13 protein-coding genes are annotated in these 13,539 nt (G+C 40.1%); 6 read left to right on the top strand and 7 right to left on the bottom strand.

All coding sequences use genetic code 11. The features are described 5' to 3' along the window. Nucleotides 1–311: 311 nt before the first annotated feature. Nucleotides 312–1,490: a hypothetical protein gene (locus RBI_RS12815; protein WP_041337479.1), complete on the top strand. Its 1,179-nt coding sequence runs from the start codon at nucleotides 312–314 to the stop codon at nucleotides 1,488–1,490. A gap of 228 nt (nucleotides 1,491–1,718) precedes the next feature. On the opposite strand, the gene bglS is transcribed toward RBI_RS12815, so the two are convergent. The 7 genes from bglS to RBI_RS15460 all read right to left on the bottom strand — a co-directional run bounded on the left by bglS (nucleotide 1,719) and on the right by RBI_RS15460 (nucleotide 9,029). Then, a complete protein-coding gene (gene bglS, locus RBI_RS12810) occupies nucleotides 1,719–2,486 on the bottom strand; it encodes a beta-glucanase (protein WP_081856063.1) in 768 nt (255 codons plus the stop codon). 114 nt (nucleotides 2,487–2,600) lie between these two features. After that, nucleotides 2,601–3,362 (bottom strand): helix-turn-helix domain-containing protein, encoded by a 762-nt coding sequence (locus RBI_RS12805; protein WP_041337478.1) that lies wholly within the window; start codon nucleotides 3,360–3,362, stop codon nucleotides 2,601–2,603. A 119-nt stretch (nucleotides 3,363–3,481) separates the two neighbouring features. Next, nucleotides 3,482–4,906, bottom strand: coding sequence for an ABC transporter substrate-binding protein (locus tag RBI_RS12800; RefSeq protein WP_022288049.1), 1,425 nt, complete (start codon nucleotides 4,904–4,906; stop codon nucleotides 3,482–3,484). A 17-nt stretch (nucleotides 4,907–4,923) separates the two neighbouring features. Next, complete coding sequence (locus tag RBI_RS12795) at nucleotides 4,924–5,781, bottom strand: hypothetical protein (protein WP_041337477.1); 858 nt, start codon at nucleotides 5,779–5,781, stop codon at nucleotides 4,924–4,926. 421 nt (nucleotides 5,782–6,202) lie between these two features. Then, nucleotides 6,203–7,225: a glycoside hydrolase family 5 protein gene (locus tag RBI_RS12790; RefSeq protein WP_041337476.1), complete on the bottom strand. Its 1,023-nt coding sequence runs from the start codon at nucleotides 7,223–7,225 to the stop codon at nucleotides 6,203–6,205. A gap of 309 nt (nucleotides 7,226–7,534) precedes the next feature. Beyond that, nucleotides 7,535–8,686: a M81 family metallopeptidase gene (locus tag RBI_RS15465; protein ID WP_041337475.1), complete on the bottom strand. Its 1,152-nt coding sequence runs from the start codon at nucleotides 8,684–8,686 to the stop codon at nucleotides 7,535–7,537. After that, nucleotides 8,676–9,029 (bottom strand): M81 family metallopeptidase, encoded by a 354-nt coding sequence (locus RBI_RS15460; protein ID WP_041337474.1) that lies wholly within the window; start codon nucleotides 9,027–9,029, stop codon nucleotides 8,676–8,678. The genes RBI_RS15465 and RBI_RS15460 overlap by 11 nt, the downstream gene beginning before the upstream one ends. A gap of 296 nt (nucleotides 9,030–9,325) precedes the next feature. On the opposite strand from RBI_RS15460, the gene RBI_RS12775 reads away from it, so the two are divergent. Genes RBI_RS12775 through RBI_RS12755 form a run of 5 tightly spaced genes read left to right on the top strand, consistent with a single transcriptional unit; the run spans nucleotide 9,326 to nucleotide 13,526 of the window. Then, on the top strand, nucleotides 9,326–9,664 hold the full coding sequence (locus RBI_RS12775; RefSeq protein ID WP_022288052.1) for a P-II family nitrogen regulator: 339 nt from the start codon (nucleotides 9,326–9,328) through the stop codon (nucleotides 9,662–9,664). An 18-nt stretch (nucleotides 9,665–9,682) separates the two neighbouring features. Next, complete coding sequence (locus tag RBI_RS12770) at nucleotides 9,683–10,804, top strand: ABC transporter ATP-binding protein (protein WP_041337473.1); 1,122 nt, start codon at nucleotides 9,683–9,685, stop codon at nucleotides 10,802–10,804. Beyond that, a complete protein-coding gene (locus RBI_RS12765) occupies nucleotides 10,805–11,668 on the top strand; it encodes an ABC transporter permease (protein WP_041337472.1) in 864 nt (287 codons plus the stop codon). Then, nucleotides 11,669–12,451, top strand: a complete 783-nt coding sequence (locus tag RBI_RS12760; RefSeq protein WP_041337471.1) for an ABC transporter permease — start codon at nucleotides 11,669–11,671, stop codon at nucleotides 12,449–12,451. A 1-nt stretch (nucleotide 12,452) separates the two neighbouring features. Next, on the top strand, nucleotides 12,453–13,526 hold the full coding sequence (locus RBI_RS12755; RefSeq protein ID WP_041337470.1) for an ABC transporter substrate-binding protein: 1,074 nt from the start codon (nucleotides 12,453–12,455) through the stop codon (nucleotides 13,524–13,526). Nucleotides 13,527–13,539 lie beyond the last annotated feature (13 nt).

The raw sequence follows: 13,539 nt of genomic DNA, 5'->3' as shown, positions 1-13,539 counted from the left end.
CTCCTGTCTGTTGTAAATTCATCTCAGTCCCCAAGCTCCTTGACAGCTGCGATAGCGCAGTCAAGTACGGCTATAAGGATAGTCGTAAGGATCGTCTTTCCCATTTTTATCACCTCCTGTCCTTTGTTCTGTATACATTATACCACCTTATCATCGTCAACAAAAGTGTAATTTTCAAAAACTTTTTTGTCTATGTTTTTGCACATTTATCACGTTTTTACGGCATTTATATCACAATTTCAACAAAATAATTTTCTATGATATTGACAAAAAGTACATTTGTGATATAATGGATACAAGAGGTGATAAAAATGAGCATGACCCCAAGCACATTTCTGCCCAAGCGTGAGGACGGCGTACCATATATCGCAGAGGTGCAATCCATACCCCTCTCACCCTCTGCATATTCCGTCATTATCAAGGACAAGTCCATATTTGAAACAAGCCTTTCCCCTAACGGCAGCGTATCAATGTCCTCATTTCTCACAAGTATATTTGATTCAGCATATATCGCATCATTAAAATACAAAAGTGACGATAACTATAAATATATTGGTATCCCACTTCTGAACGCATTCGTAAAATGGCAGATCGAGGAGATCGATGACAGCCTTGATGATAAAAGCAAGGAGATAATAAAAAGCTATCTTATCTCAAAGCTCTCTGCAAAATACGAAAAGACCAAGACCGAAAATGCAGTGCGAGTAAGGCTCAGCATATGCCGTGACCTTTACGATACACTGAGCAGTGATGACCTTTATTATGAAAACAAAGTGTACAGCTCGACCCTAAGAAGATTTCTGAAAGCCGTGTATGAGGACTATGCCCTGCTGTCAGATTGCGAACGTGAAAGGCTCATTTTCGCCGACAATATCATAAAAATAAATGAAGTCATCAAACAAAACGGCAGCAGATATTACAGCTTCATTTACGCATATTCTAATATGTACAGCCGTGAAAAGCGCCGCATAAGGCTTATCCCCTACCGTATCGTCAGCGACGAATATAAGATGTATAATTATCTTGTCTGCCTGTCCGACGAAAAAAGCGCAGGCAAAGAGTTCAAAGCCGACAGCTATCGCATAAGCAGATTGAGCGGACTAAGCATCGCAGAAAAGCTCAGCCAAAAGGAATACTCCTCCGTCACCGAATACGAACGGCTGAAAGAGGGTCACGTCAAGTCCGTGAAGCACCTACTCAGCGACCCACGTTTTGGCAGTGATGAGAGCGATATCTCCAAAGTGTACCTCACCGAAAAAGGCGTTGAAATGTTCGGCAAAATACTCTATCAGCGCCCCATACTAAAAGGCAATGAAAAGCCCAAGCCCAACGCTGTCAACGAGTTCATCTCCCCGCCTATCCAAGTCAAATACTATTTCAATAAGTTCGGCAAAGACGGCGTTATCCTATCCCCAAGCGACTCGTTTGAAGAAATGAGAACACTGTATGTCGAGGGGGCTGAGGCGTATAACCGAGAAGTTGAGATGTGAGAATATAAATGAAAATTATAGCAAAAAACGCCCCTATACAGAAATATACTCATGATATCATAAATAGTCAGGCTCATGAGAAAAGTTAATATATGGAGTTTATCTTTGTAAAATAAACCGACCCCATTCGCTAGACTTTTTGACCTAGCGAATGGGGTCGGTTCAAATATCAATATCATTAACTAAAAAAAATCAAGACATAAACGCAAGCATAATATGCGGATCACTTTACTTTTCTGCCGTAAACCTTGCCCACTCATATTCCGCTGTAAGCGGAACTGTGCCGTCAAAGGCTTTCAGCCAGCTGTCAACGCCAATGCCGTTCCACGCATTCATCATTATTTTACCAGGCGTAACAGGCAGATTTTCAGTAGCCTTGTATGCTTCCTTTCCGTCAACATACCAAGTTATGCTGTCCTCTTTCCACTCAAATGCGTAAGTGTGAAAATCCTCAGAAGCGTCAAATCCAAGATCATACATATATTCGTGCTTGCCAACACCATTGGTGTAGTAATTGAACTGCACCTTTGTTGTATCCTTGCCAAGGACTTCAACATCTATTTCGTCCCAAGGATTATCCTCCGACGGGCCTGTGTATGTAAAGAACGATGATACAACGCCGTCATTCTTTATGGCTTTCATCGATACCTCATAAAGTCCATAGCCATAGTTTTCCTTTGAACGATACTCGCCGCCTCTGTACGCTTCGGAATCGCCCATACTGTCAATGGTAAGCTGCATTTTTCCGTCATTGAAAGTTACATTATCTTCGCTCCACGAACAGTTGAACGGATCACCATTTGACCAGCCTGCTGAAATGGAAAAATCATTTGACGCACCCTTGCTGAAATCTGCCTCAACCGTGTATGGAGAATTGCTTTCCGTTTCCGCCTTGCTGCTGACATCTTGCGAAGAACTGCTGTCAGATGAAGCACCGCAGCCACCCATAGACATAACTATCATTGTGAGAATCGACATAGCCAAAACTTTTTTCATTTTTCATTACCTCCGAATAAATATCAGAATTTTATCTTCTATAAGTATTATAAATCAACAAATGTGATATTTATATCAGAAAAGTAATGCAAATATCAGATTATTAACATCAACTTATATTTTCGATCTGCTTGTGCTATGCTTGTTCCAGTTTGCACGGAAAAACTGATCTCTATACTGTTTCGGCGTAAGTCCTGTCTGTTTCTTAAAGCAGGCAATAAAATGGCTGTGCGAGCTGAAAGCAAGATAATTGGCTATATCAAGCGGACTATATTCAGAATATCTCAGCATATTTTCAGCCGCTTGTATCCTTTTTGACATAATGAAATCAGAGATCTTTACGCCAACTTCCTCTCTGAAAAGCTTTGAAAGATACTGAGGCGTTATGTTCAGTTCATCAGCTATCTGATTGACGGTCACGCCCTTGTAAATATTATCGAAAATACAGTCAAAGCACATAAGAATATGCTTTGAGTAAACGTTCTGTGACGCAGCCTTTTTCATTTGCTTTGTATAATAAACGATGACTTCTTTGTGTACAGCCATAACGCTTTCTTCATTGCGGCACTCATCACATTTATTAATGTATATATCGCTTATGGTATACGCAGTTTCCGGGTCAAGTCCACCCTCGATGCAAAACCTGCACAGCATAGCTATGGTTATGACAAGATGATACTTGACGTTTCTAAGTTCGTCTTTGCTGAGTCTGCCCTTTCCGTTTGTATCCAGCGGCGTATACAAACGTTTGACCGTTTCAAGGTCGCCCTCCCGCACCGCAGAATAAAATTCCAGTTCCGTTTCATATGGTGAATGATGATAGTCATTTTCCTTTTGCATAAACTGCCGCTTAGACAATTCTCTGTTTATTTCCATAGCTTTCACCCCCTGCTTTTTAGCTTATTATATCATATTTACAGACACAAGTAAAGCCTCATATTTATAGAAAAAGGACGGCAAATCACCCTGCCGCCCTTTTTTCTGATAATTAGATATTATTTAGCCTCTTTCATTGAAGTCATAGCCTCGTCGATGAGATAATCTATAGCCTTTTCATTTTCCTGAACGACCTGTGACCAGCTCTTTGACTCCTGCGGATTCATTGTTCCTCTTATGGCAGTATCGCAGATAGAGTTAAGGTCGGCAGATACGCCCTGTTCAAAGTCAAATACAGGATTCTGTGCAGACAGATCATAGATAGTTTCTCTCATTTCAAGCATCTCATCTGTCCAGCCGTAATCGTCCTTGTACTGATCGAGGGTTATCTGATGTGCAGCCTCGTCAAGCTCTGCATAACGGCAGCATTCAAGGAAAGCTGCCACGCCCTCAGGATTTTGAGCGTTCTTTACAATGCTAAAGCCGTGTACTCTGGAAGGGATATACTGTTTATCGCTATCAGCTGAGCAAGGAACAGGAACGAACATTACCTCTCCCTTTGATACATCGCCATAGTTTACAGTTGTTGACGGAGCATTCTCAAGTGCCCAAAGTCCGATAGGATAGAAAAGCGTCAGACCTGTTGCCATTCCGCTGCCCTCTGCGTCGCCTCTGAGTTTCCAGTTATTCTCGTGCTTTGGATAAACAACATTGTTCTTCTGCAGCTCATACATCATATTCTGAGCCTTTGCTATCATAGGGTCAGAAATATTATTTACAAGCTTGCCGTCTGTGATACCGATGAGCGGCACACCAGAAGACTGCTGCAAAGCCTTTTCATAATACCAGCCATCGAGAGCGTATTTATCGCTTTCAGCGTCAGTAAAATCAAGACACATTTCTGTGAATGTATCCCAGTTCCACTTTCCTTCTTTGAAAAGCTCAGCAGGATCGTCATAGCCGTTGTCTTCCATTGTCTGCTTGTTGTATACAAAAACATATGCAGGGTCTGTTCTGATAACGCTCACATAATGCTTATCGCCAAGCATAAACTGATCTGTCGCACCCTTTATGTCTGTCCAAAGAGGCTTTGAAAGATCGATATAATCGTCGATAGGCTCTATCATTGACTTTATAGCACCCTTAGGGAAAACGTCCATATCATCAGCACCGATGAAATCAGGTGAATCATTTGACATTACAAGTGCCGCAAGATCGTCAAACTTAGTTTCCCAAGTGGTCTGCACCCAGTTTATCTTACCATTATACTTTGTCTTGAACAAAGCAAGGTCAGCACCTATCTCCTTGTCCTCTGCCTCAGTAGGGTTGATATCCCAATGTGAAAACCACTTTATTTCGTTGCTCTTGAGATCTCTCACATCTTTCATATCATCAGCAAGTCTTTGAACTATCTGCTGCTGATCTTCCTTAAGCTTTTTGTCAACTACCTTGCTTGATGAATCACTTGAACTTCCGCAAGAAGCAAATGCTGAAAGCGAGCAAACCGCAAGGGCAAATGTTAAAACTCTTTTTGCATTATTCATAGCCATACCTCCGAATATTACTTTCTTCTCTTTGCAACGATCACTGCTGTGCCGGCAAGAGCGATAACAGCAAGTGCTCCGCCAACAGCCGCACCTGTTTCTGCTGCCTTAGATGTATTGTCAGATGCTTTTGAAGATGCAGCCGCTGCTGCAGAAGTCTTGTTTGCATCCGCCTTAGATGAAGAAACGTCTTTCTTTGACGTATCAGCCTTTGAGCTTGAAGCATCAGACTTTGAATCTGCCTTTGAAGCATCTGTTTTTGACTCTCCGCCCTCGGCAGATGCAACACCGAAATCAAGCGTCATTGAAAGTGTGCCGCCGTTGAAAGCGCCTTCCTTCTCCCAGCCTGCGACCTCAGGACAAGCCTTCTTTGTTACCTCGCCTGTTTCATCATTGACCTCGTCAGTTGGTCTGATATGTATTCTTATTCCACCCTCTGGGTCCTCGTCCAATGAAGTGATAGAATTAAGCGAATCAAAAACCGTTGTTGTGCCGTCCTCGGCAACGAACTTTGCGTCAGATATCTTAACGTCCACAGGATAAACACCATCAGGAAGATTAGCCACCATAACGCCCATATCTCCAAGAGTTCCCTTGCCTGACATTGTCTTGTCGGTGACAACTTTGCTTATCTTATATTCAACAGTTATCTTGCCAAAATCATCGATGCCTACCCAATCGCCCTGATTCCAGGTCCAGTCCTGACCCATATAAAAGCCCATTGCTCCGATAGAGTAATATGAGTCATTCATTTTTGAGTCCTCCTCTGACGGATGAACAACATCGCCAAGCTTTGCTGCCGAAACAGAAACTGACATCATTGTTGCTGCGAGAACCGCTGCTGAAAGACCTGCTACAAATTTTTTGATCTTCATAACCTTTTCCTCCTATTTTTCAATAAAATTTTTTGCTAAAAGCAATTTATTTTGTTGTTTCTGTATATATTATAACTATGTAAACGTTTTGTTTATATCAAAAACGTAACATAAATATCATAAAAGTGTTTAATATCGAATTTATGAAAGATTATAAATATATGAAAACAGACCCACTTGATATTCAAGCAGGTCTGTTTATTCGGAAGTTATTATAAGAAAGTGACTATGAATTATTATGTTTATATTATACGCTTTGTTTTAAAACTATTATATCAATATTCAATTATTTACATCAAATAATTATCGTAAATAGAATTTTATGAGCAAACATCAATTTATGAAACTAAGCATAAAAAAACAAGCTCGGCAAACGTGACCGAGCTTGTCCAAAAATGGAGTTATATTAAGAAATGAACTATTAAAGATACTTTACCAGTTCATCAAGAACGCTGTCAAGATGTCCGTCAATAAAGCCATAGTCAACACCCTTATATGACCAAGCCGCTCTTCCGATAGAACATTTCTCAAAGGCACTGCTTATATCCTTGTACCAGTTAAGAGTATTTTCAGCTGATGCAAGATTTATAACACCGTATTCGCCACAATACATAGGAACATTTCTTTCCTCTGCGACCCTTACAGCCTCAGCAAATCTTCCCATAAAATAATCAGGCGTAAATTTCTCTGTCTTGACTTCCTCGTATGTCTGCATATATTCAAGACCAAGACGCTTTACCTCACTTCTGTATTTTGGGACGCTTCCCGGATAATCGATCCTGAAATCTCTCGGCATCTCATCTACCCAATAGGCAGCCTGATGAGTGAAAAGAAATGGGTCATAGCAATGGAAAGTATAAACTATATGCTCGTCATAAGGCTTATCAAGGTCTTTCATTGAATCAATAGAGTTGTTCCAGTAGCTGCCCACAATAATATTTATATCAGCACTATATCTTCTAATAAGCTTTATGGCATTTTCAACGATAGCATTCCACTTTTTGCTGAACTTAGGATCAGTTACCTCATTGAGAAGTTCAAAAGAAATTCTGTCAGAATATTTGCTGAAACGCTTTGCAAACTCTTCCCAAAGGTCATAGAATTTCTGCTGAAGCTCAGCGTTATCAAAGAATCCGCTTTCAGCCTGAGCCTTGTCAAAGAAAAAGCCCATTGTCTTATGGAGGTCAAGTATCATATTGATACCGTTATTTCCGCACCAATCGATACACTTCTGAACATAGTCGAAGCCGCTCTCTATAAAGCCGTTTTCGTCCTGAAAGATATTATAATCCACAGGCACTCTAACGTGGTCGCAGCCCCAGCCCTTTATACGCTTGATGTCCTCCTCTGTAATAAAATTATCAAGATGTTCCTTACTGTAATCGCATTGTGACAGCCAGCCTCCGATATCGATGCCGTGCATATAGCCATTAAATCTTCTCATATTTTTACCGTCCTTTCTGATTCTAGTTTTGTTTGCAACTATATCGTAACACTATATGGCCGTAAATTATATCATAATTTTAATATTCGTGTAAAATTGTAATGTTATTATGACATTTTAAAAATATTTCTCTAAACTATTGACGAGCATTATGTTGCACAAAAAAATGGTACTCCTCAGATTGGCGGATAGACTGTACATAAAATAATGCAAGACCGCCGCAGGTCACGAATTAATGTGACCTGCGGCGGTGACTTCTTTTTTTTATAGTTATCTGTGATCTAATTACCTTGAAACATAGCTAACATACTATTTCATATCCAGCGGATAAACAGGTCTTCTTATCTTCTTAAATTCACCGATTTTTGTAACGTCAGGATTATTGACACCTATACTCTCTGCTGTAAAATATACATATTCCTTGTCGCTAAAATTTGCCTTATATGAATGGCCGAAGCCTTTGAGAACGAGAACTGAATATTTGTTGCTATCAATGTCAAGATGTCTAAAAATATTTATCATCTCCGTTGGAACTTTATTTTCAGTTACAACAATATCTGCTTGTTCCGTGCTAATAACAGCTATGCGACCATAATCAGTATATGTTTCCCCATAATCTGCAAATTCTTCACCATTAGCTTCGCACATTGGTATTGGTTTGCAAATGAGTTTAGTGACCACCGCCGTTATCGGTAAAGGTCGTCCGTGCTTATTATCAGTTTTTCCACCAAGAAGTCCCTTTATAACAGCACCCTCTCCTGCTGCAAAAGCCATTTCCGTGATCTCTCTATCACAGATAGTTGATACCCCTATTTTATTTATACCGCCCTCAATAAGTTTATCAAGAATATAAGTACCATCAGCAGGACCGCCGCCGAGCGGGTCATCACATTCATCGATAACGGCATATTTCTTTGAAGGTGCACTCTTTATTGTGCTTATTATTTTGTCAAGTGGATCAAGGTGCACAAAGAAACTATCTTTTTTGTCTATAAACATATTTGATATGTCATTACATATCGCCTGTGCATCGGATACATCTGTTGTCACCGTACAAATAATAGACGGACCTGCATTATATTTGTCAGAGCCATAAAAGCCTGCAAATGGTGATACATTGATAACGCCTGCCTGTTTCTCATATTCAAAAGCTTGGGCTATAAATGGCGTCATAGCACCACCATTTGTATCTGTATTGATCGCAGGCAAAAGGAGCGGTGGCTGAGCATATGCCGTTTTCATTACAAAGCCTTTTTCAAGCTGTCTATGATATATCTCCACACATTCCGATTCACGTTTCCTTATATCAACGTGAGGTTCTGTATTATAACCCAGAAGAAGGTCTGCATTCTTCACCATAAGAGGAGATACATTTGCGTGCAGGTCAAGTACAGCATATATCGGCGTACCTTCTCCAACAAGTGCCTTGATTGAGCTGAGCAAGTCCCCCTCACAATCCATCAAAGCCTTCAACTACTGCTGCACCATGGAGATTGAGAAACACAACATCAGGCTTAGTAAAAGCGATCCTTTCAAGCATTCTCTCTTTTATAGCGACATATACATCTTTTTCAATAAGTCCCGACGGCGTAGCAAACGCAGCTGGCAGAGGTAATACATCATCATTATACTTTGCCAATGTCCTCAAAAAGCCCGTTATCTCACGAGCGTCGTTGAAATACTCCGTAAACTCCTTAACATCATCAGCATCAATGTAATCACGAGCTTTAAAGCTGTCAAGGTCTGTGCGTATAGCACAGAATGTATTTGTTTCGTGAAAAAAGCCGCCTACCGCCGCTCTCATAAAAATCATCTCCAATAGTCATTATTAAGGGTTTAACATTACCTTATAAAAATTATATTAAATTATAAAAGAGATTTCAAGGTCATAACACCACAATTGTCTCTGTGTTCTTTGCACAATTACTGATTATTGTGCACTCACAACAACATTATTTGTAACTTGCACAACTTGATTAATCTTGTTTATTGTGATATACTTAGGTCATAGAAAGACAAAACAGAATATTTCAAAGAACAAAGACGTTATTTCCTTTTTAAAGGCAAATGGCGTCTTTTTTATTCAGGAGGTTGGATTACATGAAAAAAATCGAAATTATCACAAGAACGGAAAAGCTAGAGATTATCAAGAAGATCCTTGTCAATCACAATTGCCTTGGTCTCACCGTTTATTCAGTAATGGGTTGCGGACGTCAGAAAGGTCATATCAGCAAAGCTGAAAATGATGATGTTGCAACTAATCTTCTCCCTAAGATATATGTTATGACAGTTGTAAAAGACAGTGAGCTAAAGCTCATTATGAACGACATCTACAATGAGATTGGTACAGGAACACACGGCGATGGCAAGGTATTTGTATCTAACATCGAAGATGCCATGAGAATCCGTACAGGAGAATGTGGAGAAAATGCTTTGTAAGCAGTAAGAGAGGTAACTATGAAAGAGAAAAAAGTAATAGTGTCCTTAAAAGGCATATCAAAAACATATGACAATGATGTCAAGGTCGTCAAGAATATTGATCTGGATATTTATGAGGGCGAGTTTTTGACTATTCTTGGAGCTTCTGGCTGCGGCAAAACCACCACGCTGCGTATGATAGCTGGCTTTGAGGACGTTTCCTCCGGCGATATTTGTATAGACGGCAGCTCCGTGATAGGTGTTCCACCTTATAAAAGGCAAGTAAATACGGCTTTTCAAAGTTATGCTTTGTTTCCTCATCTTAGCGTTTATGACAACATTGCATATGGTCTGAAAGTAAAAAAAGTTTCCAAAGCAGAGATACACGAACGTGTTTCACATATGCTTTCGCTTATCAGGTTAGACGGATATGAAAAAAGGAAGCCTGCTCAGCTTTCAGGCGGACAAAAACAGCGTGTATCTATTGCAAGAGCACTCATCAATAATCCAAAGGTATTGTTGCTTGACGAACCATTGGGGGCTCTTGACCTTAATCTCAGAAAGCAGATGCAGCTGGAATTGAAAACAATGCAGAAAAAGCTTGGCATAACATTTATATACATCACTCACGATCAGGAAGAGGCTCTGACGATGAGTGACAGGATTGCTGTAATGCACAAGGGCATACTTGAACAGGTCTGTTCCCCAAAGGAACTTTATATGAAGCCAAAAACAAAATATGTTGCAGAATTTATCGGTGAGTCAAATATCTTCGAGGGCGTAGTAAAGGACAGAAATAGCGACAACTGCACAGTTGCGATTGAAAGTGGAAACATCCTGTGCAGCGGTGATGGTTATGTTGCAGGACAAATGGTATATGTTTGCATTCGTCCAGAAAAAGTACGGATCACAAGAAAAGCAGGAAGCGGCAATTCACTGCCAGCCGAGATAAAGGAGCAGATATTTACTGGCAATATGATGAAACATATTGCCGTGCTTTCTAACGGACACGAGATAAAAATTGCAGACATTGCTTCCTACAACGATATAAATATCGGTGACAAGGTATATCTTGAATGGGACGCAAAGGACGCTGTAATGATCAAAAATCCGACAAGCCCTATGGCCGAAAATTTTGACACATTGCGGGGGGTGCAGTAAATGACAACATCACGCAGCAGGTTCAATTTCACGGCACTTGTATATATTCTCCCACTAACTTTGGCACTTCTGCTGCTGGTGGTACTTCCACTTTTATATGTTGGAGCAATGAGTTTTATGGGACGTGGCGCATACGGCGGCACTATCAGAAGATTTACAGTCGACGCTTATGAGTCTCTTGCAGATTTTACTTATCTCAAAGCCGTAGGAAGATCAATATGTATGGCTCTTAAAAGCTCTGTATTATGCATATTGCTTGGATATCCATTTACCTTTATTGTGGCAAGAAAGTGGAAAAAATCAGGCAAGCTGCTTATGTTTCTGCTCATGATACCTGTTTACACCAGTAGCCTTGCAAGACTATATAGCCTTGTTATAATGTTTAATTCATCTGGCTTGATAAATACTGCTCTTATGAAGCTTCATATCATAAGCTCACCTTTGCAGATGCTTTATACAAACGGCTCGATCACAATTGGGCTTGTACAATATCTTCTGCCGTTTGCAGTAATGCCGTTATATTCATCTATAGAAAAACTTGACGAAGCAACTATCGAGGCGTCTTATGACCTTGGAGCAGGCAAGATAAAGACCTTCATAAAGGTAATTCTCCCTATGACTTTTCCGGGAATAATCGCAGCATTTATCATTCTTTTTGTTCCTGCTATAGGCACATATTTTATTACAGATGTTATCGGCGGTGGAACAGTATATATGATAGGTAACATTATATGCAACCAATTTCTCAGTGCAAGGAACTGGCCTCTCGGTGCAGCACTCTCAGTGTGCGTTGTAATATTCATTCTGCTTATGCTTTATCTTTACAGTAGGATAGGAAACCTTGATGATTTGGGGGCGATGTAAATGAAAAACAGCAAACTTGTAAATAAAATAACGAATGCTTATGTGATGCTGATATATGTGTTTGTATTTATTCCTGTAATAGTTATGGTCGCATTTTCATTCAACAGCCTGCCTTCAAATCAGCATTGGGAAAGCTTCACGCTTGATTATTACAGCAAACTGTTTTCTGATAGTGAAATGATCCAAGTACTTATAAACTCACTTACACTGGCAGTAGTAAGTACGCTTGCCGCTATCTTTATCGGCACCCTTGGTGCATATGCGCTTTGCAGGCTTAAATTCAAGGGCCGTTCGTTTCTGAATTTTATGTTTTTTGTACCTATGGTGATCCCAGAAATAGTTATAGCGGTAGCATTTCTTGGGCTTACAGGTGCAGCTGGTATATCAAAAGGCTTTGGGGTTATGGTATGTGCGCATACTATATTCATTCTTCCGTATATTATCGTTACGCTCAAGTCAAGATTTGCAGACTATGATGTTTCTATAGAAGAAGCTTCACTTGACCTTGGTGCAAACCAGATATATACATTCATACACATCATCTGTCCTATGATACTTCCAGGTATTTTTACTGGCGGACTTATGGCATTCTCGCTGTCATTTGACGATCTTATCGTATCAAATTTTCTCAGCAACACGGGATATACCACACTTCCTGTAAAAATATACTCAAATCTGAAGGAAGGTATCTCACCTGAATATAACGCATTGTTCACCATAATATTTGCGGTAATGCTTATAGCTACCGCGGCTATTGCAATAAAAAAGAAAAGAGGAAAGTAAAATGAAAAGAAGAAAATTTTTGGCGTTGACAGCAGCATTGGTATTGGCGGCAACAACCGGACTGGCTTCCTGTGGAAACAATTCAGGCAGCAAAGGCGACACAAAAGAACTTAATATGATTCTTTACCCTGACTATGTCCCTCAATCTGTCATTGACAGCTTTGAAAAAGAAACAGGCATAAAGTGTAATATCGACTATGTTGACAATGACACTCTCATCTATACCAAGTGGTCAGAAGATCCCAAGGGTTATGATATTGGTCAGCCTGCTATTTCTACTCTGCACGCACTTATCGATGCAGATATGCTTCAAGAAATAAGCTATGAAGATATTCCAAACAGCAAATATATTTCCACAGATAAATGTGATATCTCACTGAATGACAATGACAAGAAGTACTCTATTCCATATAACACCACCGGCGGTTACACTTGGATATACAACACAAAGACCTGTCCTGTCACTATCACAAAAATGGATGATCTTCTTGATGAAAAGCTTCGTGGTCAGATCGTTACAATGCCTTATTCGTTCATGTGGTATCCGTCAGCACTTATGCACCTTGGATATTCAGACTCCTCTACAGACGAAAAGGAGATTGCTGAAGCAACAGAATGGGTCAAGAAGCTTACTGCGAACGTAAAGGTGTTCGACGGCGCAACACCAAGTTCTTCTGTGAAAAATGGCGAATGCAGTGTGGCTCTTACATTTGCAAGTGACGCTTCAAGAGCGCTTCTTGATGACCCTGATCTTGATTACCTCAAGGTAGAAGACCAGACATTTATGCAATGCACACAGTATTGGGTTATTGAAAAGCAATCGCCTAACAGTAAGAATGCTGAAAAGTTTATTGATTATATATGCGACCCTAAAATTTATGCAGAGTGTTTGAATACATACCCCGCTATATCAAATAATGAGGAAGCGCTGAATTATGTTTCCGATGATTATAAGAAAATAGAAGGTATGTTTGAGATCCCTGATGATAAAAAATCATACATTCTCAATTCGGACCTCCCTACTGACGCACTTTCCGCATATGATGAACAATGGAATAAGATCATGTCAAACTAAGGAGTGATCCTAC

Source organism: Ruminococcus bicirculans (ex Wegman et al. 2014) (assembly GCF_000723465.1).
Lineage (GTDB): Bacteria > Bacillota > Clostridia > Oscillospirales > Ruminococcaceae > Hominimerdicola > Hominimerdicola aceti.
The sequence above is the reverse complement of the archived record's forward strand: the minus strand, read 5'-3'. Positions and strand labels throughout refer to the sequence as shown.

What these genes read in the sequence shown, in the direction of transcription:
- bglS (WP_081856063.1), bottom strand. Translation starts at nt 2,486, where the DNA reads ATGAAAAAAGTTTTGGCTATGTCGATTCTCACAATGATAGTTATGTCT.
- RBI_RS12795 (WP_041337477.1), bottom strand. Translation starts at nt 5,781, where the DNA reads ATGAAGATCAAAAAATTTGTAGCAGGTCTTTCAGCAGCGGTTCTCGCA.
- RBI_RS12800 (WP_022288049.1), bottom strand. Translation starts at nt 4,906, where the DNA reads ATGAATAATGCAAAAAGAGTTTTAACATTTGCCCTTGCGGTTTGCTCG.
- RBI_RS12790 (WP_041337476.1), bottom strand. Translation starts at nt 7,225, where the DNA reads ATGAGAAGATTTAATGGCTATATGCACGGCATCGATATCGGAGGCTGG.
- RBI_RS12770 (WP_041337473.1), top strand. Translation starts at nt 9,683, where the DNA reads ATGAAAGAGAAAAAAGTAATAGTGTCCTTAAAAGGCATATCAAAAACA.
- RBI_RS12755 (WP_041337470.1), top strand. Translation starts at nt 12,453, where the DNA reads ATGAAAAGAAGAAAATTTTTGGCGTTGACAGCAGCATTGGTATTGGCG.
- RBI_RS12760 (WP_041337471.1), top strand. Translation starts at nt 11,669, where the DNA reads ATGAAAAACAGCAAACTTGTAAATAAAATAACGAATGCTTATGTGATG.
- RBI_RS12765 (WP_041337472.1), top strand. Translation starts at nt 10,805, where the DNA reads ATGACAACATCACGCAGCAGGTTCAATTTCACGGCACTTGTATATATT.
- RBI_RS12775 (WP_022288052.1), top strand. Translation starts at nt 9,326, where the DNA reads ATGAAAAAAATCGAAATTATCACAAGAACGGAAAAGCTAGAGATTATC.
- RBI_RS12815 (WP_041337479.1), top strand. Translation starts at nt 312, where the DNA reads ATGAGCATGACCCCAAGCACATTTCTGCCCAAGCGTGAGGACGGCGTA.
- RBI_RS15465 (WP_041337475.1), bottom strand. Translation starts at nt 8,686, where the DNA reads ATGGATTGTGAGGGGGACTTGCTCAGCTCAATCAAGGCACTTGTTGGA.
- RBI_RS15460 (WP_041337474.1), bottom strand. Translation starts at nt 9,029, where the DNA reads ATGAGAGCGGCGGTAGGCGGCTTTTTTCACGAAACAAATACATTCTGT.
- RBI_RS12805 (WP_041337478.1), bottom strand. Translation starts at nt 3,362, where the DNA reads ATGGAAATAAACAGAGAATTGTCTAAGCGGCAGTTTATGCAAAAGGAA.